General features: G+C 63.6%; 27 protein-coding genes. 12 read left to right on the top strand and 15 right to left on the bottom strand.

The genetic code is table 11. The annotated features are described in order from the left end of the window. Positions 1-4: 4 nt before the first annotated feature. From FJ546_RS23915 to FJ546_RS23905, 3 genes are all read right to left on the bottom strand, one after another. Complete coding sequence (locus tag FJ546_RS23915) at positions 5-2,350, bottom strand: response regulator (protein ID WP_140891573.1); 2,346 nt, start codon at positions 2,348-2,350, stop codon at positions 5-7. Positions 2,351-2,460: 110 nt separating this feature from the next. Then, entirely contained in the window at positions 2,461-3,216 is a 756-nt protein-coding gene (locus FJ546_RS23910; protein ID WP_140891572.1) for an SDR family oxidoreductase, read from the bottom strand. 51 nt (positions 3,217-3,267) lie between these two features. Then, positions 3,268-4,167 carry a polyprenyl synthetase family protein gene (locus tag FJ546_RS23905; protein WP_246686937.1) on the bottom strand — a complete coding sequence of 300 codons (900 nt, stop codon included), beginning with the start codon at positions 4,165-4,167 and terminating at the stop codon, positions 3,268-3,270. A gap of 96 nt (positions 4,168-4,263) precedes the next feature. On the opposite strand from FJ546_RS23905, the gene FJ546_RS23900 reads away from it, so the two are divergent. The 3 genes from FJ546_RS23900 (at position 4,264) to FJ546_RS23890 (ending at position 5,999) form a co-directional block, all read left to right on the top strand. Beyond that, positions 4,264-5,025 carry a transglycosylase domain-containing protein gene (locus FJ546_RS23900; RefSeq protein WP_140712977.1) on the top strand — a complete coding sequence of 254 codons (762 nt, stop codon included), beginning with the start codon at positions 4,264-4,266 and terminating at the stop codon, positions 5,023-5,025. Between the two features lie 138 nt (positions 5,026-5,163). Then, entirely contained in the window at positions 5,164-5,346 is a 183-nt protein-coding gene (rpmF, locus tag FJ546_RS23895; RefSeq protein WP_008834724.1) for a 50S ribosomal protein L32, read from the top strand. Positions 5,347-5,597: 251 nt separating this feature from the next. Further along, positions 5,598-5,999 (top strand): hypothetical protein, encoded by a 402-nt coding sequence (locus FJ546_RS23890; RefSeq protein WP_140891570.1) that lies wholly within the window; start codon positions 5,598-5,600, stop codon positions 5,997-5,999. 4 nt (positions 6,000-6,003) lie between these two features. On the opposite strand, the gene FJ546_RS23885 is transcribed toward FJ546_RS23890, so the two are convergent. The 3 genes from FJ546_RS23885 to FJ546_RS23875 form a co-directional block, all read right to left on the bottom strand. Next, positions 6,004-6,435, bottom strand: coding sequence for a heme-binding protein (locus FJ546_RS23885; RefSeq protein ID WP_140891569.1), 432 nt, complete (start codon positions 6,433-6,435; stop codon positions 6,004-6,006). 124 nt (positions 6,436-6,559) lie between these two features. Next, on the bottom strand, positions 6,560-6,793 hold the full coding sequence (locus FJ546_RS23880; protein WP_056576497.1) for a hypothetical protein: 234 nt from the start codon (positions 6,791-6,793) through the stop codon (positions 6,560-6,562). Positions 6,794-6,870: 77 nt separating this feature from the next. Then, entirely contained in the window at positions 6,871-7,392 is a 522-nt protein-coding gene (locus tag FJ546_RS23875; RefSeq protein WP_095787995.1) for a helix-turn-helix domain-containing protein, read from the bottom strand. Between the two features lie 94 nt (positions 7,393-7,486). Here FJ546_RS23875 and FJ546_RS23870 point away from each other — a divergent pair, with 94 nt between their 5' ends. From FJ546_RS23870 to FJ546_RS23855, 4 genes are all read left to right on the top strand, one after another. Then, a complete protein-coding gene (locus FJ546_RS23870; protein WP_140891568.1) occupies positions 7,487-8,323 on the top strand; it encodes an alpha/beta hydrolase in 837 nt (278 codons plus the stop codon). 107 nt (positions 8,324-8,430) lie between these two features. Further along, positions 8,431-9,087, top strand: a complete 657-nt coding sequence (locus FJ546_RS23865) for a glutathione S-transferase family protein (protein ID WP_140891567.1) — start codon at positions 8,431-8,433, stop codon at positions 9,085-9,087. Positions 9,088-9,092: 5 nt separating this feature from the next. Beyond that, positions 9,093-9,428: a metalloregulator ArsR/SmtB family transcription factor gene (locus FJ546_RS23860; protein ID WP_140891566.1), complete on the top strand. Its 336-nt coding sequence runs from the start codon at positions 9,093-9,095 to the stop codon at positions 9,426-9,428. 11 nt (positions 9,429-9,439) lie between these two features. After that, entirely contained in the window at positions 9,440-9,904 is a 465-nt protein-coding gene (locus tag FJ546_RS23855; protein WP_140891565.1) for an SRPBCC family protein, read from the top strand. 30 nt (positions 9,905-9,934) lie between these two features. Here the strand turns inward: FJ546_RS23855 and FJ546_RS23850 are convergent, their stop codons facing one another. The 3 genes from FJ546_RS23850 to FJ546_RS23840 all read right to left on the bottom strand — a co-directional run bounded on the left by FJ546_RS23850 (position 9,935) and on the right by FJ546_RS23840 (position 11,761). Beyond that, positions 9,935-10,198 (bottom strand): metalloregulator ArsR/SmtB family transcription factor, encoded by a 264-nt coding sequence (locus tag FJ546_RS23850; RefSeq protein ID WP_027053942.1) that lies wholly within the window; start codon positions 10,196-10,198, stop codon positions 9,935-9,937. 31 nt (positions 10,199-10,229) lie between these two features. Next, a complete protein-coding gene (locus FJ546_RS23845; RefSeq protein WP_140891564.1) occupies positions 10,230-11,477 on the bottom strand; it encodes an MFS transporter in 1,248 nt (415 codons plus the stop codon). An 89-nt stretch (positions 11,478-11,566) separates the two neighbouring features. Continuing rightward, positions 11,567-11,761 carry a DUF1192 domain-containing protein gene (locus FJ546_RS23840; RefSeq protein WP_140891563.1) on the bottom strand — a complete coding sequence of 65 codons (195 nt, stop codon included), beginning with the start codon at positions 11,759-11,761 and terminating at the stop codon, positions 11,567-11,569. Between the two features lie 122 nt (positions 11,762-11,883). Here FJ546_RS23840 and FJ546_RS23835 point away from each other — a divergent pair, with 122 nt between their 5' ends. The 3 genes from FJ546_RS23835 to FJ546_RS23825 all read left to right on the top strand — a co-directional run bounded on the left by FJ546_RS23835 (position 11,884) and on the right by FJ546_RS23825 (position 14,471). Beyond that, positions 11,884-12,894 carry an NAD(P)H-quinone oxidoreductase gene (locus FJ546_RS23835; RefSeq protein ID WP_140891562.1) on the top strand — a complete coding sequence of 337 codons (1,011 nt, stop codon included), beginning with the start codon at positions 11,884-11,886 and terminating at the stop codon, positions 12,892-12,894. A 393-nt stretch (positions 12,895-13,287) separates the two neighbouring features. Next, positions 13,288-13,428, top strand: a complete 141-nt coding sequence (locus tag FJ546_RS23830; protein ID WP_064987068.1) for a DUF1127 domain-containing protein — start codon at positions 13,288-13,290, stop codon at positions 13,426-13,428. A 350-nt stretch (positions 13,429-13,778) separates the two neighbouring features. Next, positions 13,779-14,471 (top strand): DUF1013 domain-containing protein, encoded by a 693-nt coding sequence (locus FJ546_RS23825; RefSeq protein ID WP_044548374.1) that lies wholly within the window; start codon positions 13,779-13,781, stop codon positions 14,469-14,471. Positions 14,472-14,527: 56 nt separating this feature from the next. Here FJ546_RS23825 and FJ546_RS23820 read toward each other — a convergent pair whose 3' ends face one another. The 4 genes from FJ546_RS23820 to FJ546_RS23805 form a co-directional block, all read right to left on the bottom strand. Beyond that, positions 14,528-15,247, bottom strand: coding sequence for a YafY family protein (locus tag FJ546_RS23820; RefSeq protein ID WP_140891561.1), 720 nt, complete (start codon positions 15,245-15,247; stop codon positions 14,528-14,530). A gap of 65 nt (positions 15,248-15,312) precedes the next feature. Continuing rightward, positions 15,313-15,720 carry a hypothetical protein gene (locus FJ546_RS23815; RefSeq protein ID WP_140891560.1) on the bottom strand — a complete coding sequence of 136 codons (408 nt, stop codon included), beginning with the start codon at positions 15,718-15,720 and terminating at the stop codon, positions 15,313-15,315. Positions 15,721-15,786: 66 nt separating this feature from the next. Continuing rightward, positions 15,787-16,377 (bottom strand): type 1 glutamine amidotransferase family protein, encoded by a 591-nt coding sequence (locus FJ546_RS23810; protein WP_140891559.1) that lies wholly within the window; start codon positions 16,375-16,377, stop codon positions 15,787-15,789. 84 nt (positions 16,378-16,461) lie between these two features. After that, entirely contained in the window at positions 16,462-16,629 is a 168-nt protein-coding gene (locus FJ546_RS23805) for a hypothetical protein (protein ID WP_140891558.1), read from the bottom strand. A gap of 290 nt (positions 16,630-16,919) precedes the next feature. Between FJ546_RS23805 and FJ546_RS23800 the strand changes: the two genes are divergently transcribed. Both FJ546_RS23800 and FJ546_RS23795 read left to right on the top strand, forming a co-directional pair. Then, entirely contained in the window at positions 16,920-17,873 is a 954-nt protein-coding gene (locus tag FJ546_RS23800; RefSeq protein WP_140891557.1) for a ring-cleaving dioxygenase, read from the top strand. A gap of 101 nt (positions 17,874-17,974) precedes the next feature. Then, positions 17,975-18,136 carry a hypothetical protein gene (locus tag FJ546_RS23795; protein WP_080512074.1) on the top strand — a complete coding sequence of 54 codons (162 nt, stop codon included), beginning with the start codon at positions 17,975-17,977 and terminating at the stop codon, positions 18,134-18,136. A 28-nt stretch (positions 18,137-18,164) separates the two neighbouring features. Here FJ546_RS23795 and FJ546_RS23790 read toward each other — a convergent pair whose 3' ends face one another. Both FJ546_RS23790 and FJ546_RS23785 read right to left on the bottom strand, forming a co-directional pair. Beyond that, positions 18,165-18,878: an SGNH/GDSL hydrolase family protein gene (locus FJ546_RS23790; RefSeq protein ID WP_140891556.1), complete on the bottom strand. Its 714-nt coding sequence runs from the start codon at positions 18,876-18,878 to the stop codon at positions 18,165-18,167. Positions 18,879-18,961: 83 nt separating this feature from the next. Next, positions 18,962-19,699: a thioredoxin family protein gene (locus FJ546_RS23785; protein WP_140891555.1), complete on the bottom strand. Its 738-nt coding sequence runs from the start codon at positions 19,697-19,699 to the stop codon at positions 18,962-18,964. Positions 19,700-19,854: the final 155 nt, after the last annotated feature.

Genomic DNA, 19,854 nt, shown 5'->3' with positions numbered 1-19,854 from the left:
TGGATCACGCCGTCTTGGCCACCACCGTCTCGCTGAGCCAGGTGCCGATTTTCGTCCCCAGGCGGTCGGGCGAAACCGGCTTCGGCAGATAGTCGTCCATGCCGGCATCGATACATTTGTCGCGGTCGCCCTTCAGTGCGTGCGCGGTGACGCCGATGATCGGGATGTGACCGCCCGACGAGGTCTCGATCGCCCGGATGGCGCGGGTTGCCTCGTAGCCGTTCATCTCGGGCATCGAGACATCCATCAGGATCAGTTTCGGATGCAGCGACCGGTACATCTCGACCGCGTTGCGGCCGTTGCCGGCGATGCGGTAGCTCAGACCGAGCCCGTTGAGGATCTGGCCGAACACCAGCTGGTTCACCTCATTGTCCTCGGCGATGAGGATGTCGATCGGGCCGTTCGGCGTGGCGGTCGATTCCGGTACCGCCATGACCGGCATGGCCGGGCCACGGATGACGGTGAAGGCAGGCGGAGCCGCCTGCGGCACCGGCTTCGGCTGGACCGGTTCGCGGATGAACTGCGCCTTGCCGACCTGCGAGCGAGCCTTCTGGATTACCGAGATGACCGTGCCGAGCAGAACCGCCGAGCGCGCCGGCTTGGTCAGATGCGCCGATATGCCGAAATCGATGATCATCTTGCCGAAATCGACCTGATCGACCGACGTCAGGATGACGATCGGGATGGCCGACAGCCGGCTGTCGGCGGCGATGGCCCGGGCGACATCGGCGCCATTCATGCCGGGCATCTGGTAGTCGAGGATGATGCAGTCGACGCTGGCGCCGAGCTGGCAGGCGCGATCGAGGAAGGCCAGCCCCACCGCGCCGCTTTCGGCGGCGGCGCAGTCGAAGCTCCAGCTTCTGAGCTGTTCGAGCAGGATTTCGCGGTTGACCGGATTGTCGTCGATGACCAGCACGCGCGCGCCGGTGACGTCGACCGGCACGATCGCTTCGCGCGCCTCGGCATGATGCACGGGCAGCGGCACCGCGAACCAGAAGACGGAGCCACGCCCGATCTCGCTCTCGACGCCGATCTTGCCTGCCATCAGGTCGACGAGGCGGGCGGCGATGGCAAGGCCAAGGCCGGTGCCTTCGTGACGCCGGGTCGAGGAGCCGTCGACCTGCGCGAATTTCTCGAACACGTTCTGCAGTTTCTCGGCCGGGATGCCGATGCCGGTGTCCTCGACGCGCAGCCTGAGCTGGACGACATCGTTGACAGTTTCGCCGCCGACATCGATCAGCACATGGCCCTTCTCGGTGAACTTCACCGCATTGCCGACCAGATTAGTGACGATCTGCCGGAAGCGGCCGGCATCGCCGACGACATGGGCCGGCAGGCGCGGATCGACGCGCACGATCAGTTCGAGGTTCTTTTCGGCGACGCGTGCCGAGACCAGTGTCGCCACGTCTTCGACCGCTTCGGTGAGACGGAAAGGGGCAGGGTCCAGGGTGAGCTGTCCGGCATTGATCTTGGAGAAATCGAGGATGTCGTTGATGATGGTGAGCAGCGCATTGCCGGATTTGACGATGACGTCGGTGAAGGTCTTCTGGCGCGGGGTCAGTTCGGTCTTGGCCAAGAGTTCGGCCATGCCGAGCACGCCGTTCATCGGCGTGCGGATCTCGTGGCTCATATTGGCCAGGAATTCCGACTTGGCGCGATCGGCGGCCTCTGCCTTGAACAGGGATTCGGCCGACTGGGCAAAGGCGCGGCGGATCGCCTGCTCCATCGGCCGGAAGATCCAGAAGGCGACGATGGCCAGGACGCCAAACAACAGGCCGCTCGCCCACAGCAGCAACCGGTCGCTGGACGCGTCGGCCAGATGGCGCTCTTCATCCATCGCGGTGCGGACGCGGACCAGCATCGGCTGAACGAACAGGTCGTTCTGGTTGCGGATTTCCCGATAGCTCCATTCATCGGCCTTCTGCGCCACCGACATCAGGTTGAAGTTGCGCACCATGTCATGCGCCGACCAGAACAGGTCGCCGTTGACCGAGGCGGTTTCGATCTCGTTGAGGGTCTTGGCCGACAGGCGCGAGCGCAGCGCGGCGAACTGGGCGGTCAGCGTGTCGATTTCGTTGGTCAGCCGTTCGGAATGGCCGCGGGCCGAGGCGGTCAGCGCGTCGCGTGTTTCGTTGCGCCAGGCGGAACCGGTGGTCTCGGCGAAGCTGGTCGCGTTGCGCAGGTCGCGGGTGAAGATGACGAGGTTGCTGCTCAGCGAGTCAACCTCATGACGGAAGGAATTGACACGGTTGAGCGCAACCATGATGGCCGTGGAAGCCAGCGCGAAAATCAGCAATCCTGAAAGATAGCGGATCCGGACAAACCGGATGAAGGAAGAATATTCCGGCATGCGCAACCCCAACACATACGCATTATTTTAACGACCGGGATTACGCTTCATTTACATTAAGATTTCGTTCGCGCGACCAGCGCGATTGCTCGTCCGCGCGGCGGGGAAGATCAGATCGATGCGGTGATGCCGCCGTCGACATAGAGGATATGGCCGTTGACGAAGGACGAGGCGTCGGAGGCCAGGAACACGCAGGCTCCGACCAGTTCCTCGACCTTGCCCCAGCGGCCGGCCGGGGTGCGCTTTTCGAGCCAGCCGGTGAAAGCCGGATCGGCGACGAGGGCAGCGTTCAGCGGCGTGTCGAAATAGCCGGGCGCTATGGCGTTGCATTGCAAGCCGTGTTTGGCCCAGTCGGTTGCCATGCCCTTGGTGAGGTTGCCGACCGCGCCCTTCGTCGCCGTGTAGGGGGCGATGCCGGGGCGGGCAAGGGCGGTCTGCACGGAAGCGATGTTGATGATCTTGCCGCGGCCGCGGCTGATCATGTGGCGCGCAACCGCCTGGCCGACATGGAAGACGCTGGCGACGTTGGTCTGCAGCAGGCGCTCGAACGCATCGGCGGGAAAATCCTCGAGCGGCGTGCGGAACTGCATGCCGGCATTGTTGACCAATATATCGATGGGTCCGCCGGACAGTTCGAAATTGTCGATCGCGGCGCGAACCGCGTCATGGTCGGTTGCGTCGAAGACAAGCGTTTGCGCCCCGGGGATCTGTGCCGCCGCGGCGGCGAGCTTGGCCGCGTCACGGCCGTTGAGGATCACGCTTGCGCCGGCTTGCGCCAGGCCCTTGGCCAGAGCGAGCCCAATGCCTTGCGACGAGCCGGTTACGAGCGCCCGGCGCCCGCTGAGATCGAACAGATTGGCCGACATCGAAGCTGATCTCCCGTTTGTCTCTGAACCCGCACCGACATCGGGGGGCACTCAGCTGTTGCGCGTCGCGATGAAGGTCGCAGCCTCCTTCAGCAGCGCCGCCTTGTCACCAAAGGAATCAAGCAGCGCGTGGGCCTGCCCGACAAGGCCGTGCAGCTGGCTGCGCGCCCAATTCGCACCGTGCAGCGCCACCAGCGTTCCCTTGCCGGCGGCGGCGTCCTTGCCGGTCGCCTTGCCCATCTGGCTGGCGTCGGCGGTCAGGTCGAGCAGGTCGTCGGCAAGCTGGAAGGCAAGGCCGATGGCCGAGCCGAACTCAGCCAGCCTTTCGCGGTCCTCGGCCGCAGCGCCGGCGATGATGGCGCCGGCCTCGCAGGCGAAGCGGATCAGCGCGCCGGTCTTCATTGCCTGCAGCGTTATGATGCCCGCCTCGTCGGGAGGCGTCTGCTCGGCTTCGAGGTCGAGCTTCTGGCCACCGACCATGCCGCCGGCTCCGGCCGCACGGGCAAGCGCCAGCACCAGTGCCGCTCGCCGCTCCGCCGGCAGCACGGTCGCCTCGCCGGCGATGATGTCGAAGGCCAGCGTCAGCAAGGCGTCGCCGGCCAGGATCGCGGTTGCCTCGTCGAAGGCCCTGTGCACTGTCGGCTGGCCACGGCGCAGATCATCGTCATCCATCGCCGGTAAATCGTCATGGATCAGCGAATAGCAATGCACGCATTCGAGTGCCGCCGCGACGCGCAGTGCTGCTTCGCCGTCGGCGGAGAAGAGGGCGGCACTTTCCATGACCAGGAAAGGGCGCAGGCGCTTGCCGCCGTTCAGCACGCCATGGCGCATCGCCGCCATCAGCCGATCGGGCCGCGCGATCTCACCCGAAAGCGGGCGATCGTCGAGCAAGCGCCGCAACAGCACCTCGACGGCCGCTGCCCGCCTGATGAGCGCCATTTCGAACGCCATTTCGTCCTCATTCGTCATGGCCGGGACCGGTAGCCGACACTCAGACGTTGCGCAAGAAGGCAAGCGCCATTATGCCGGAGCAAGGAGAAGTACGGGTTGGGCGGCTTGGCGGAACCGATCGTCGATCATGAGACCGAAAAGCTGGACATGGCGACGAGATCGCGAGGCGTGAACCGTCGCAGTCTCAGGCGCTGGGTCCGGCGTGGCATCGTCGTGGCCGCCGTGCTGGCGCTTATCCCGGTGGTGCTGACCTTTCTCTACCTGCCGTTCTTCGTGCACCCGGTATCGACGCTGATGCTGAAGGACCTGGCGACCTTCTCCGGCTACGACCGGCGCTGGGTTTCCATTGATGACGTGGCACCCGTGCTCGCCCATTCGGTCATCATGTCGGAGGATGGGCAGTTCTGTTTCCACCGCGGCGTCGATCTTGGCGAGCTCAGGGGCGTCGTCGACGATGCGCTGGCCGGCGAGGCGACGCGCGGCGCCTCGACCATCACCATGCAGACGGTGAAGAACCTCTTCCTCTGGTCAAGGCCGCTGGGCTCGGTGCGCAAGGTCGTCGAACTGCCGCTGGCCGTCTACTTCGACGCGGTGATGTCGAAACGGCGCATCATGGAGATCTATCTCAACATCGCCGAATGGGGGCCGGGCATCTACGGCATCGAGGCGGCGGCGCAGCACCATTTCGGCATTTCCGCAAAGCAGTTGTCGCGCCGGCAGGCGGCCCTTCTCGCCGTCACTCTGCCAAACCCGATCGCCCGCAATCCGGCAAAACCCGGACCGGGCCTCAGACGGCTTGCCAACCTGATTGAGCGGCGCGCCGGGCGCTCAGGCGCTTATGTCGGCTGTCTGGACTAGCCGTACAAAAAAGATTCACCGCAGTGCTGGCCAAAACGGTGTCAGGCGTGTATAGGCACCCGACTTTCTCAGATTTAGGCCCGACATGGCCCTTTCACGAGGGCGGGCGGGCTTTTGACCATGTAGTGGAGCATATCCATGGCCGTTCCGAAACGCAAAACCTCTCCGTCCAAGCGCGGCATGCGCCGCTCGGCCGACGCCCTCAAGGCCCCGACCTATGTCGAGGACAAGAATTCCGGCGAAATGCGCCGCCCGCACCACATCGACCTGAAGACCGGCATGTACCGTGGTCGCCAGGTGCTGACGCCCAAGGAAAGCTGAGCCCAGCTTTTTTCGAAGGTTAGAGTTGCAAAAGACCGGCCTCTGGCTGGTCTTTTTGCGTTTGGTGCGGCGTGCGCGCCGGCTACTTCAAGCGCCGAGTTTTCGTCTCTCGTTTTTTCATGTCGGCCGGGCAAACGGCTGACATGGTTGTTGCATCCGGTCTTCGACCGTGTTTGCGGCCGTGCACGAAAAATCTTGACGCCGTGCCTGTGGAGCATTCTACAGAAGGTGCCCCCATATGGAGACGCCAGATGTTCGGTGCCGTCCCGCTTTTGATCGTGCCTTTCGTGCTCTACAATCTCGGCCTGCTCGGTATATTCGGCGGCGGCGACGATCCGTGGGCGAGCGAGATATTCTCGTTCCGCATGATGTCGGGCGGGGTGTTCTCGATGACGCTCGGCGACCTGATCGTGCTGATCGGGCTGATCTTCCTGTTCCTCGAAATGGTGAAGTCGGCGCGCACGACCAGCGCCTCGATCATGGACCATCTCCTGTCGACGCTGGTCTTCGTCGCCTTCCTGGTCGAGTTCCTGCTGGTCAAGGGAGCGGCGCATTCCATCTTCTTCACGCTGATGATCATCGCGCTGTTCGATGTGATGGCCGGGTTCGCGGTGTCGATGCGGTCGGCGAGCCGGGACATCAACCTCAACTAAACACTCAGCCCGGATCCGCGCTGAAACCGGCGGCCTCGATACCGGCGATGGCCGCGGCCTCGTCATTGTCCGACGTGTCGCCTGAAATGCCGACGGCGCCGATGATAGTGCCGGCCTTGTCGCGGATCAGCACGCCGCCGACGACCGGCAGCACACGTCCACCCGACACGTCGGAGATGCCGGCGACCAGATGCGGGCGCTCCTTGGCGAAGGCCTCGACCTTGCGCGAGCCCATGCCAATGGCCAACGCGCCATAGGCCTTGCCCGCCGACATTTGCGGGCGCAGGAACGAGGCGCCATCCTGGCGCTCGAAGGCGACCAGATGGCCGCCGGCGTCAAGAACCGAGACGCCGAGCGGCTTGAGCTTGAGTTCGGCGCCCTTGGCGAAGGCGGCATCGATGATTTGCCGGGCCTTTTCGAGCGGCAGTGCGGTCATGGCAATCTCCTGTTGGGAAAGGGACAATCATCGACGGCCAGCCGGCCGAAGCTATCCCGGTTTCGGTTGAAATTGCTTCTTGTGAAGCGGCGGGACGGGGGGCAGCTGCCGAAGGGCCGTGCGGCTATTTCTTCTTGGCGCGGGCAGGCTTCTTGGCGGGCACCGCCGGCGCGTTGGCGAGGTCTTCGGCTTCTTTGGCCAGCCGCAGAGCCCGTAGCTTGTCGGTCTTGGCCTTGCGGGCGTCGCTCTCGGCGGCATATTCCGCCATCGCCTTCTGGCGGACGGTGGCCGCCTCTTCCTGCTTCTTGAAACGCAGATCGGCGCGCGCGCGGGCGGCATCCCGAGAGTTCTCAACCAAGACCTTATCCAATCCCGTGAATTGTGGTTTCCGCTTCTTCTAGCAGAGCCGGCCTCCAAACGGGGGAAAATAGTTGGTTAGGCGGCCGGGCTGGCGCCGAGAGCCTTGCCGGCGACCACGGCTTGATAGGCGGCCTGCAGGGTCGCGCGGACAGAAGGACCGGATGCCGTGTCGAGCGGCATACCCAGATGCTCATGGCGCAACTCGTCCATGAATTTCTCCCACATTGGCGGTCCGCCCTTTTCCAGCAACTCGGCGCGGATCGAGAGTTCCTCGCTTGTCGGCAGCCAGACGCGGCCCCAGGCGCCGAGATGGGCCAGGATCGGCACCAGCGTGATGGCCATCTCGGTCAGGCTGTATATCGCCTTCTGCTTGTGACTGGGATCGTCGGCCTTGGTCAGCATGCCCAACTCCATCAGCCGCTTCAGCCGGTCGGCAAGGATGTTGGAGGCAATGCCTTCAATCGATCCGTTGAGCAGTTCGCGGAAATGCCGCCTTCCGCCAAAAATCATGTCGCGAAGAATGATCAGGCTCCAGCGGTCGCCGAACACTTCCAGTGACAGGTTGATCGGGCAGCCGGACCGGCGATCGAGGCTCATTCGATTCTCTCCACACAAAACCAGTTGCATTATCGTATCAGTTTTATTATGGTGCAACCGATTGCAAAATGCAATCAGATTAGGAGACTGAGTGATGACGACGATCAAGCGCCCCGAGATCAAATCCGAAGCCTTCGGCGATCCTGAAAATCCCGTGCTGCTTTTGATCATGGGCGCGATGGCCTCGATGCTGTGGTGGCCGGAGGCGTTTTGCCGGGAGCTGGCGGATGCCGGCCTCTATGTGATCCGCTACGACAATCGCGATACCGGCCGTTCGACCAAATATCCGCCGGGCAAGCCGCCCTACACATTCGACGACATGGCGGACGATGCCATTGGCGTGCTCGACAGCCATGGCATCGGCAAAGCCCATGTCGCCGGCATGTCGATGGGCGGCATGATCGCGCAACTCGTGGCGCTCAAGCATACCTTCCGCGTTGCGTCGCTGACGGTGATCAGCAGTTCGCCGGTGGGGATGGACACTTCGCATCTGCCGCAGACAACCGACGCCTATATCGAGCATTCGGCCGCTGGCGCCGATGTCGACTGGTCGGACCGCGGCCAGGTGATCGATTTCGTGGTCAAGGATGCGCGGGCGATTGCCAGCACCACACATGCGTTCGACGAGGTCCAGATGAGAGCCTTCATCGAAAAGGATTACGACCGATCCGGCGGGTTCTTGAGCGCGACCAATCATTTTTCGCTCAAGGGTGGCGATGCATGGAAGGGGCGGCTGCCGGAGATGGCGGCGCCGCTGCTGGTCATCCATGGCACATCAGATCCGATCTTTCCGGTCGAACATGGCGAGGCGCTGGCCAAAACGGTCGCCGGCGCGAAACTCCTTCGCGTCGCGGGCGGCGGCCATGAGCTGCATCCGCAAGACTGGCCGGCGATATCGGCCGCGATCCTTGCGCATATCCGATCCAATTGAGCCTTCGCGGGTGGTCTTGACGGGCAAGGCATGCCGTAATAGTTAAGTAAATGCTTCAGTGTTGATCTCCCGCTGATCGACGAACCCCGAAAACGGAAGAGCAAAGAATGTCCCTGACGCTGCATTTCCACCCGTTGGCCTCGTTCTGCTGGAAGCCGCTGATCGCGCTGTACGAGAACGCCACCGCCTTCAACCCGGTCATCGTCGATCTCGGCGACGAGCACTCGCGCGCGGCCTTCCTGAAGATATCGCCGAGCGGCAAGATGCCGGCGCTGCGCGACGATGCGCGCGGCCGCACGGTGCTGGAATCGACCATCGTCGTGGAATATCTGGCCGCGCACTATCCAGGGCCTGTCGAACTCGTTCCCGCCGAAATCGACCTGGCGCTGGCGGTCCGCCAGGCCGACCGCTTCTATGATTTCTATGTGCAGGAGCCGATGCAGAAGATCGTCGGCGACCGGTTGCGGCCGCAGGACAAAACCGATCCGCTCGGCGTCGAGCAGGCGCGCGCCCAGCTGCGCAATTCCTATGCCATCGTCGAACAGGAAATGCAGTCGAGGACCTGGGCGGTGGGCGGCGCCTTCAGCCTGGCCGATTGCGCGGCGTCTCCAGCACTTTTCTATGCCAACAAGGTCGAGCCATTCGGCGACAACTATCCCGCCGTGAAGCGCTATCACGACCGCCTGCTGCGGCGCCCTGCCTTTGCCAGGGTGATCGAGGAGGCGCAGCCCTATTTCAAGTTCTTCCCCTACAATAAGGGCTGACCGCGATGCTGCACGACCCCGCCCAGCTCGACCTGATGTTCCAGGCGCTTGCCGATCCGGCGCGGCGGCAGATGGTCGATCGGCTGTCGCGCGGTCCCGCCTCGGTCAGCCAGCTGGCCGAGCCGCTGGCAATGTCGCTGTCGGCTGTCGTCCAGCATCTCAATGTGCTGGAGGCAAGCGGTCTGGTGCGCTCGGAAAAACTGGGGCGCGTGCGTACCTGCCAGATCGAGCCGAAGGCCTTGAGAGCAGCCGAACGCTGGATCAACGAGCGGCGCCTCTCCTGGGAACGCCGGCTGGATCGGCTCGGCGATTTTCTGGCGCAAACCGACGACGAAAACTGAAGGAGACCAACATGACCGAACGATCCGTCGTCCATTCCACCTTCATCATCGAGCGTCTCTATCCGGCGGCGCCGTCGAAAGTCTTCTTCGCGCTCAGCAACGCGGACGCCAAGCGGCGCTGGTTCACCGATCCCGACAATCCGATGCCCGGCCGTTTTGAAATGGACTTTCGCGTCGGCGGCAAGGAGGTCAATGCCGGTGGGCCGAAAGATGGCCCGATCTACGTCTACACAGCCACCTATCAGGACATCGTGCCGGACCAGCGCATCGTCTACAGCTATGACATGCTGTTTGGCCGAACCCGCATCTCCGTGTCGCTGGCCACGATCGAACTGTTTGTCGAGGGCAAGGGCACGCGGCTGGTGCTGACTGAGCAGGGCGCTTTCCTCGATGGCCATGACACATCGTCGTCGCGCGAGCACGGGACCGGGGTGTTGCTCGATTTGCTCGGTGCATTTCTGAACGAGAAGACCTGAAAGGGCTGATCGGTCGCCCGCCAGAAACGGTCAGGCTTCCCAGAACTGATCGAGCCAGATGTTGAGTCGCAGGAAGCCGGAATTGCTTACCGTGTACACACGCCGCGTGCCTTCAGCCTTGGCGTTGACCAATCCGGCGTCGAGCAACACTTTCAGATGCTGCGATACGGCCGGGCGTGAGACTGGAAGCCCGGCCGCCAGCTCGTTGACGGTCTTCGGACCGCGTCGAAGTTCTTCCAGAAGGTGGCGCCGATTGGGGTCGGCGATCGCCATGAAGGCGTCGGAAAACATCATGCCTCATTTGTGAGGCAAAGTTTTTCGAATCTCAACTGTCTGCTTCTGCTTTTCTTCTTGGATCAAGCCGCAATGCTTCCGGCGTCACCGAACGGTCGGCCGGCTGCGTCTTGAAGGCGTCGCGATCGCCGATCGGCACCGGAGCGCGGCGGCTGATGCGCAGCAGCGTGTAGCCTGCCAATGACAGATGCGCGAAGGCGGTGGCCAGGAACAGGCCCTCCGGGCGCATCCAGCCCATCAGCGCCGCCGCCAGCAAGGGTCCGATCATGGTGCCGAAGCCGTAAAGCAGCAGCAGTCCGCCCGACACCTTGACGAAGTCCTCGGCACGGGCGTGGTCGTTGGCGTGCGCCACGGCGATCGAATAGAGCGTGTAGGCGAAAGCGCCGTAAGCGGCGGTGAAGACGATGACGAAGATGCCGGAGCGTGGTTGGAACAGGAAGATCAGGAGTGCGAACAGGGCCGCGCCGAAAGCGGCGCCGGCCAGCACGAAACGCCGGTCGGTCTTGTCGGAGAGACGCCCGGCCGGCAGCTGCATGGCAGCACCCGCGACGACGACAAGGCTCATCATCAAGGCGATCTCTGCGGTGGAAATGCCGATGCGCGCGCCATAGACCGCACCCAGCGTGCCCCAGGCGCCATTGGCGATGCCGATCAAAACGCAGGCGATCGCCGACACCGGCGAGTTGGCATAGAGTCCCTTGACGTCCAGTTTGACGTCCTGCAGCGGCTTGGGGTGCGACGCCGTCGAAACCGCGGTCGGGATCAGCGACAGGCAGAACAGGATGCCGGTGATCATGAACAGCGACGCCGATTTCACGTCGCCGCCGGCGACGATCATCTGGCCGCCCATGATCGAGGCATAGGTGACCATCATGTAGAGGCCGAAGACGGTGCCGCGGTTCTCGTTGGTGGCCTTCTCGTTCAGCCAGCTTTCGATGACCATGAAGGCGCCGGCCATGGTGAAGCCGGTAAAGGCGCGCAGCAGGATCCAGACATATTCATCGATGACCAGGCCGGTGAGCAGGGCCACGATGGCGCCGGACGCGGCGAAGGCGCCGAAGGCGCGCACATGCCCGGCGCGGCGCACGATGCGTGGGGCAAAGAAGCAGCCTGTGACGAAGCCACCGGCCCAGGCCGTGCCCATCAGGCCAAGCGATGCGGTGGAGAACCCTTCCACCTGGCCGCGCAGGGGAAGCAGCAGCCCATGCAGACCCGATGCCGCCAGCAGGAAGGCAGTGCCGCGAAGCAGGGAGAGGATCGGTCTGTAGGATGCGAGCATTTTTTAATCCGGCTGGACTCTGGAGGGACTCAAGGTCTGAAGACAGTCGCATTTGGGCTTTTCGGCGGCGGGCTGTTGCGCCCGCCTGCCTATCCGCGGCGGAACAGTGCCTCGGCGGCCGATTTGGTGTTGTCCTTGGCCCTGAGCTCCGCCTCCAGCCTGGCGATTTCGTCGCGAAGGATGCCGATGCGCTCCGACAGTTCGCCGACGGAAAGCAGCGACAGATCCTGTCCGATCTCGTGCTGACGTGCCTTCTTCTTGGGTTCGTCGTCGAAGATCGCCATCGTTGCTCCTCCTCCGCCACACCAGATTGGCCATTTGCCTGATTTGGCAATCAGCATACATAGGGCAAGGGCGTCGATGCAAACAGCCGGTAAGAATGCGGCGAGGAAAGACGGGAAACTCCATGGCGAGCGGACAGAAAATTCCAGCGAGGATGACGGCAATCGCGATCTCGGAACCGGGTGGCCCACGGGTGCTGAAACCGGAAACGCGCGATGTTCCCTTGCCTGGCCCAGGCGAGATCCTGATCAAGGTGCATGCCGCCGGCGTCAACCGGCCCGACGTGCAGCAGCGCAAGGGTGCTTATCCGCCGCCGCCGGGAGCGTCGGACCTGCCGGGCCTCGAGGCGTCGGGCGAAGTGGCTGCCCTTGGCGACGAGATATCGCGCTGGCGCATCGGCGACCGGGTGTGCGCGCTGACCCCCGGCGGCGGCTATGCCGAATATGTCAAGGTTCATGCCGGCAGCGTGCTGCCGCTGCCCGCCGGCTTCACCCACACGGAAGCAGCGGCCGTGCCGGAAAACTATTTCACCGTCTGGCACAATGTGTTCGAACGCGGCGGCCTGAAGAAAGGCGAGACGCTGCTGGTGCATGGTGGCTCGTCCGGCATCGGCACGACGGCGATCCAGCTGGCTTCGGCCTTCGGCGCCTATGTCATCGCCACCGCCGGATCCAGGGGGAAATGCGACGCCTGCCTGAAGCTCGGCGCCGACCGGGCGATCAATTACCGCGAGGAGGATTTCGTCACGGCGGTCAAGGAGGCGACGGATGGCAAGGGGGCCAATGTCATCCTCGACATGGTAGGCGGCGACTATGTCCAGCGAAACTACGAAGCGGCGGCCGTCGAGGGCCGCATCGTCCAGATCGCCGTGCAGGCTGGTGCCGTCGCCACCGCCGATTTTTCCAAGATCATGGTCAAGCGGCTGACCCATACGGGGTCGACGCTCAGGCCGCGCACCGTCGAGTTCAAGGCGGCGATCGCTGCGGCTCTGGAGGCACAGGTGTGGCCACTGCTCGGCACGCGCAAGGTCGCACCCGTCATGGACATGATCTACCCGCTGACCGATGCCTGGCGCGCGCATGAGCGGATGGAAGAGGGCGAGCATATCGGCAAGATCGTGCTCGACGTCGGCTAGGACGCATCGATATTCCGGTGATGCCGGCCTGCAAACGGCTGATACCTGCGCTTCCGGCCTTCGCCGGCCGAAGCACTCATGTGAGCGGTCGTGGCAGCCAAGGCTATGGCCGGCGTAGGCCGGTGCTCGCATACGAAAAGTACGCGCCGCTCCGGTTCTCGGTATCAACCCAGTTTGGTCGCTTCGCGCCCGTCTTCGACTCCGACCCGGCCTGACCGGAATCTCGACACGTCCTGGGACGGCCCCTTTCGTCCCTGCCTACAAGATGAACAGAGGCTTAATGGTGCAATGCAGCATTTGCATCATTGCTATGCAAAATCGGCCGTTCAAGTCCTCATCGATGATCACTATCTGTGCAGCATCGAAACGAACACCCCATTCAGGAGGACTACCATGAACCCGATCCGCGCTTTCCGTAACTGGCGCATGTACAACGAGACCGTGCGCGAACTGAACCGTCTCAACGCACGTCAGCTCAGCGATCTCGGCATCAACCGCGCCGACATCGAGCGGATCGCCCGCCAGGCGATCTGATTGCAAGCATGATCCGGCCGCAGGGCCAGGCTCATGTTGAGAAGTAGAGCCGTCGCAGACGTTCCCCGTTTCCGGTTCCGAACCCGCTGGACCTTGTCCAGCGGGTTTTGTCTTTTTAGGGCCAGTGCAATTGCCCTGGCAATTCCAGGAGCGCGCGTGGCACTTGTGCGGCCTGCTTAAGTACCTGTCCCCTACGCGCTTGCCGGCTCCCGAACCCATCGGGGCGGCCGCGCTTCCAAAAACATTGCGAAACGGCAAGGGAACGGTTATACAGGCCGCGAATTTCCCATTTTGGTGGCTCTAAACCACCGCCCGCGCGGGAACGCGGGCGAACGAGAAGGATTTTTCTAATGGCCAATACGCTGCTGATGCCCAAGGCGACCGCCGTCTGGCTGGTCGACAACACCGCGCTCTCCTTCGAGCAGATCGCGCAGTTCTGCGGGCTGCATCCGCTCGAGGTCAAGGCAATCGCCGACGGCGAATCGGCGCAAGGCATCAAGGGCATGGACCCGATCATGACCGGCCAGTTGACCCGCGACGAGATCGCGCGCGCCGAGAAGGACCCGAACCAGCGCCTGAAGCTTTCCGACCCCAAGGTGCGGGTGCCGGAATCCAAGCGCAAGGGCCCGCGCTACACGCCGCTGTCGAAGCGCCAGGACCGGCCGAATGCCATCCTGTGGCTGGTGCGCAATCATCCCGAACTCAAGGACGCGCAGATTTCGCGTCTCGTCGGCACCACCAAGTCGACGATCGAGCAGATCCGCGAGCGCAAGCACTGGAATTCGGCCAATCTGCAGCCGATGGACCCGGTGACGCTGGGTCTGGCCTCGCAGATCGACCTCGACATGGAAGTCAACCGTGCCTCGCGCGGCCGCGAACAGGCGCAGCCGGTCGGCGACACGCTGCTGCCGGCGGCCCTGACCGAGCGGCTGGTGCCGGCCCCCGAAAAGCCGAAGGACGAGGATGCCGAACTCGACGCCAACGCCGTGTTCGCCAAGCTCTCGGCGCTGAAGTCGAAGAACGAAGACGCTGACGACGAGTAAGGTCAGTTCATGAAAAAAGCCCGCTTCGAGCGGGCTTTTTTATTCCGTATGCAATCTCAGCTTCGCGCCACGCGGTCCGGCGCCATGCCGTAATCCTCGCTGCGCTCCACGGCCCGGTAGAAGTCGGCAAGCTGCTTGCCGCGCTCCGGCTTGAAGATGCGGCCGGCGATCACCACCGAGGCGATGCGGTCGATGCGGAAGGCGCGGAAGTCGTCGCGCATCTCGCACCAGGCGACCAACGTCCACACCTTGCCCCAGAACCACAGGCCGAGCGGCCTGATGTCGCGCGCGGTGCCGCGCCCGGCCTCGTCGCAATAGTCGATGGTCAACACCTGGCGCTTTTCGACCGCACGCTCGATCAGGTCGATCGCCTCGCGGGCGGCGTCGCTGACCACCCACATGGGCGTGTGGATCTCGGTGCGGGCGATGCGGTCTCTCTCGGCATCGGGAAGCACCGCGCCGATCTTGACCAACGCCTCGTCGGCGGCGCGTGCCATGGCGGCGCCGCCAAAGGCGCGCACCATGCGCGCGCCGGCAACCAGCGCCACGATCTCGTCACGCGTGAACATCAGCGGCGGAAGGTCGAAGCCCTCCCTCATCATGTAGCCGACGCCGGCCTCGCCGTCGATCGGCACCCCGGTCGACTGCAGGTCGGCAATGTCGCGATAGATCGTTCGCTCGGAAACCTCGAGCCAAGTGCCGAGCTTCTGGGCGGTGACCAGACGGCCACCCCGCAGATGCTGCACGATCTGAAAGAGCCTGTCGGCGCGGCGCATGGTTTGCTTCCCCAGTGTTGTTGCTAGGGCGGCTCCTGGACCGGAGCCGCTCCTGACGACATTCATTACGGTTTCAGTCCTTCGCGCTTGCGCTGCGCGGCGACGAACTCAGCGCCAAAGGACAGTTTCTTCGTTGTCGGCGTCTTCGCATCGAGCACGCGCCAGAAGGGCGCGATGTCGCTCGTAGTCATGCCGCGCTCGAGGTCTTCCCTGGCGGCTTCGGCAACTGTGCGCAGATGATAGCCGATGGTCACCGGACATGTCACTTCGGCGCCGTATTCGATGGCAAGGGCCGTGCGCAGCGCACGGACATCCATCTCGACACCTTCGGGAATCGAGCGGATGAAAGCGTCGACCTGGCGCGCCGTCGGCACCAGCATCGGCTGGCCCCCGACCACATCACCCACCGTGCGCGGCGTTGGTTTCACGCCGTTGATGCCAGGCGTGTTCAGCCTGTCGTTCCAGCTTTTCATCGGTCGTTCTCTCGGCCGGCCATGCGCATTATCCCATCATTGCACATCCCTCCTGACAGCATACTGTCAGGAAGCTTCAGCATATTCCCTGGCAAACAGCGTCCGCATCCGCGCGAGATCGGCGCCTCGCTCGGGATAGAGCGTCTTCAGAAAGGCAAGGGCAAAGGTGCCGGGCGCCGAACCCGGCGCGGAGACGATTTTGCCATCGGCGACCGCGTGCGGCACGTCCTGATAGTTGCTGTCACCGGCATAACCGGCTTCGTGTCCGTTGATCCAGTCGCGGCCATTGCTGGTATGTTTGGCTTGTTCGAACATGCCGGCGCGGGCCAGCGCCAGCGTGCCAGCGCAGATGCCGCCGACGACGCCGCCGCGCGTTGCAACGGCATTGAGCAATTGGGCGACATCCGGAGATGTTTTGCCCGCCCACTGGTCGGAACCGATGACGGCGACTGCGTCAAGATCGGCATTCTCGTCGATGCCGGCCGAACGGTCGGGCGTCAGCCGAAAGCCGCTGATCCCGGTCACCGGCTTGCCTCCAGGGGTCAATGACACGGCACGAGCACCGAACCATTCAACCGCCGAGGCGGCCAGCAAGCCATATTCCCAGTCGGCAAAACCTTCGATGAAGACGAAGCCGATTGTCTTCTGATCAGGCATAAGGTCGCTCCGTCCCCCAGCGCGCCGCAGCTATATCTGGGCATTGGTGCGCCCATGTCCAATATCGATGTCGAAAAATTCGCCTCAATTGCCGTAAGAGCGACGTTCGGCATACATATCGGGCCAGCCGATATCCTTGCGGATATCCGCGGGCAGCGCGTCCATGAAACGCTGTGTGCGAATTTCGTTGCGCATGGTGCGAACCTTACCGACATAGTGCTGCATGCCGCGCAGGATGGTGAAACCGTTCATGGCTATTCTCCTCTCTCTAACTGGAGGCAGTATCGCACACCCCTCCTGACAGCAGTCTGTCAGGAGGATGGCAGGGCGCGCGGCGATCGTTTCGGCTGGTGGAAAATTGTCCTCGGCCGTGATCTTCGACCCAGCTTTGCGGATGAAGGATTGTTCACCGCAGGGCGGCCTGTGGAGGCGACACTGTTCAATTCACGGCGACGGACTGTCCGGATAGGCGGCCTTCAGCGACGTGACCGCAGTTCTGATATGAACGGAGAAAATTCTTCCCCAGAACCAGGGAGACGACCATGAGCCTGCAACTGACAGGAATCCACCATCTGACGGCCATCACCGCCGACGCACCGGGCAATCTTCATTTCTATACGAAGATGCTGGGCTTGCGGCTGGTCAAGAAGACGGTGAACCAGGACGACACGTCAGCCTATCACCTTTTCTATGCCGACGGCGAAGCGACGCCGGGCACCGACCTCACCTTCTTCGACTGGCCGGTTGGCCGCGAGCGGCGCGGCACCCGCAGCATCGCGCGGACCAGCCTGAGGGTCGGCAGCCCGGAGAGCCTGGCCTGGTGGAAACAGCACCTGGCCGGCGAAGACATCGCGACAGGAGAGATTGCCGACATCGGCGGCTACCCCTCGTTCGATTTCGAGGATCCCGAAGGCCAGCGTCTGCGGCTCGTCAGCGATGGCGGCAAGGGCGGCAGCCATCCCTGGGCGCAAAGCCCGGTGCCGGCCGAGCATCAGATCCGCGGGCTCGGGCCGATCGTCATCAGCGTCCCCGACATCACCAACACCGAGGCGGTGCTGACCAGGGTGATGAACATGCGCAAGGGCCGCGACTATGCTTCGCCGGATGGCGAGGGCCAGGTCCATGTCTTCGAAATGGGCGCCGGCGGGCCTGCGGCGGAGCTTCATGTCGCCGTGCAGCCCGGGCTGGCTCCCGCAAGGCAAGGCGCCGGTGCGGTTCACCATGTTGCCTTCAGAGCGCCGGACCAGGAGACGCTGCATCAATGGACCGCCCGCCTGGCCGAATTCCGCCTGCCGTCGAGCGGCGAGGTCGAGCGCTATTACTTCCGCTCACTCTATTTCCGTGAGCCCAACGGCATTCTGTTCGAGATCGCCACGGACGGGCCGGGCTTCACCGCCGACGAGCCGCTGGAGACGCTGGGCGAAAGCCTGGCCCTGCCGCCGTTCCTCGAACCGAAGCGCGCCTCGATCGAAGCCGGCCTCAAGCCGCTGAAGTAGCTCGTCCTCCCAAAACGGCGGGCGCCGCGGTCCGGTTCGGGAACGCGACGTCTGTTCCTTCTCGGCTTTGACAGCGGGCCGCGTTGCTGGTCAAAGGCGGCATGACGAAACTCCTCGCCCTTGTCATCGTCGGCTTCATGGTCATCCAGCTGATCAAACCGATCGGCTGGCCAGGGCTCAAGCGCCGCGGCGATTTCTGGAAGCTGGCGCTGCTGGCCATGGCCGCGATCTCGCTGGCGGCCGTGCTCGGTCATTTGACATAGGTCTGCAGGCCGCATCGGCCGTCGGTGTTCAGCTGGCGAGCACCGGACCGACGAGATGCTCGGCCCAGGCGCGGTAGCCCGCCTCCGATGCGTGGAAGCCGTCCGAGGCGAAACCCTGTTCGGGATTGGTGATCGGCAAGCGCGGGGCCGGCACCGCGCCGCGCTCCAGGCAGAGCCGTTCACCCATCCGGTTCATTGCGGTGGCGCGGATCTCGAGGATCTTGCCGAGCAGCGGCGGCATGGCCGGCGCCCGCGTGAACTCCAGCACCGGCGACCACACCACGCGCGCCTCCGGCCATTTGGCGCGCAGGCCGTAGAGCAAGCCGCCGAACTCCTTCTTGAAGCGCGGCACCGAGTGAAAATTCTTGGTGTCGTTGGTGCCGATGGCAAGCACGACATGCGTCCATGGGTCGGCCGACAGGTTGGGCAGGACATGGTCGCGGATCTGGCCCGATGTCGCCGAATTGAAGCCGGCGGCGCGCCAGCGCACGGCGCGGCCGGTGCGCTGCGAGATCAGCACGGCGAGCTGCGCGGCAAGCCCGTCCTCGGAATTGCCGATGCCGACCGAGGCGGCCGAGGAGTCGCCCAGCACCAGAAGCGAGATATCAGGCGCCTTGCCGGCGAGTTCGTGCATGACCGGGCCCTGTGCCGGCAGCATGCGCGTGGTGCGGCGGCGCACGCCGAGCCCCTGCCAGACATAGACGGGGAAGGCGAGCCAGGTGAGAGAGGCCGGGAAGCGCATGGCGGAACCGTGGAATGATCTGCGGCAGGCTTAGCGCATGTTTGGGCCGAGGTGAACGGATCCTTGCATCGCCGGCCGGTACCCTAAGGGCATTCATCGCCCCGTAGCGACCTGTTCCCATATTCATCGTGCAGCCGCACCCAGTCCATGAAGGTCCCGTAAGGACCGGTCTCGTCGCGACCTTTCGGTGCAATGTCGAGATACTGATAGGCGCCGATGAACTGCTCGCTGCCGCGGGCGCGCGACATGAAGGTCAGGAAGATGTCACCGGTTTCGCCCTTGTAGAAGACAGTGGTGCCGGGCAGGTCCTTCGACGTCAGCACCGGTGTTTCGAAATTGTAGACCGCTTCGCCGGATGCGATCTGCTTGTCGGTGAAGGACACCTGCATATCGAAGTTGAAGTCCGACGCATAGGAAGAGACCCAGTCGAACGTCCAGCCCATGCGCTGCTTGTAGGGCAGCAGCTCGGCCAGCGGCGCCCGCGATATGGAGACAAGCGACACGTCATGATGCCTGAGATGCCGGTTGGCGCCGTCCATATGGTCGGCGACGAAGGCACAGCTTTCGCAGTGATGGGTGGAGCCTGGCGCGAACACGAAATGATAGACGATCAACTGGCTGCGGTTGGCGAAGAGATCGGCCAGTTTCATCGGCCCTTGCTCCGTCTCAAAGACGTAGTCCTTCCTTACTTTCAGCCAGGGCAGTTCCCGCCGCTCGGCCGCGACACGCTCGCGCAACCGCGTCAGTTCCTTCTCACGCGCCAGATGCGCCTTGTGCGCCTGGGACCAGTCTTCGCGCGAAACGACCTTGTTGCGATGCATGAACCTCTCCCTGTCTCTCATCCCAAGGACGTTCGGGACGAGCGCAAACCGACACCGCCGGCAACGCCCAGAGGAAATAGGGATGAGGAGGTCTTCCCCCAAATCGCGGATAGCAAAAACCCGGGCGCGTTGGCCCGGGTTTGAGCGGAGATGGA

Origin of the sequence: Mesorhizobium sp. B2-4-19 (assembly GCF_006441315.1) — a bacterium.
GTDB lineage: Bacteria > Pseudomonadota > Alphaproteobacteria > Rhizobiales > Rhizobiaceae > Mesorhizobium.
The sequence above is the reverse complement of the archived record's forward strand: the minus strand, read 5'-3'. Positions and strand labels throughout refer to the sequence as shown.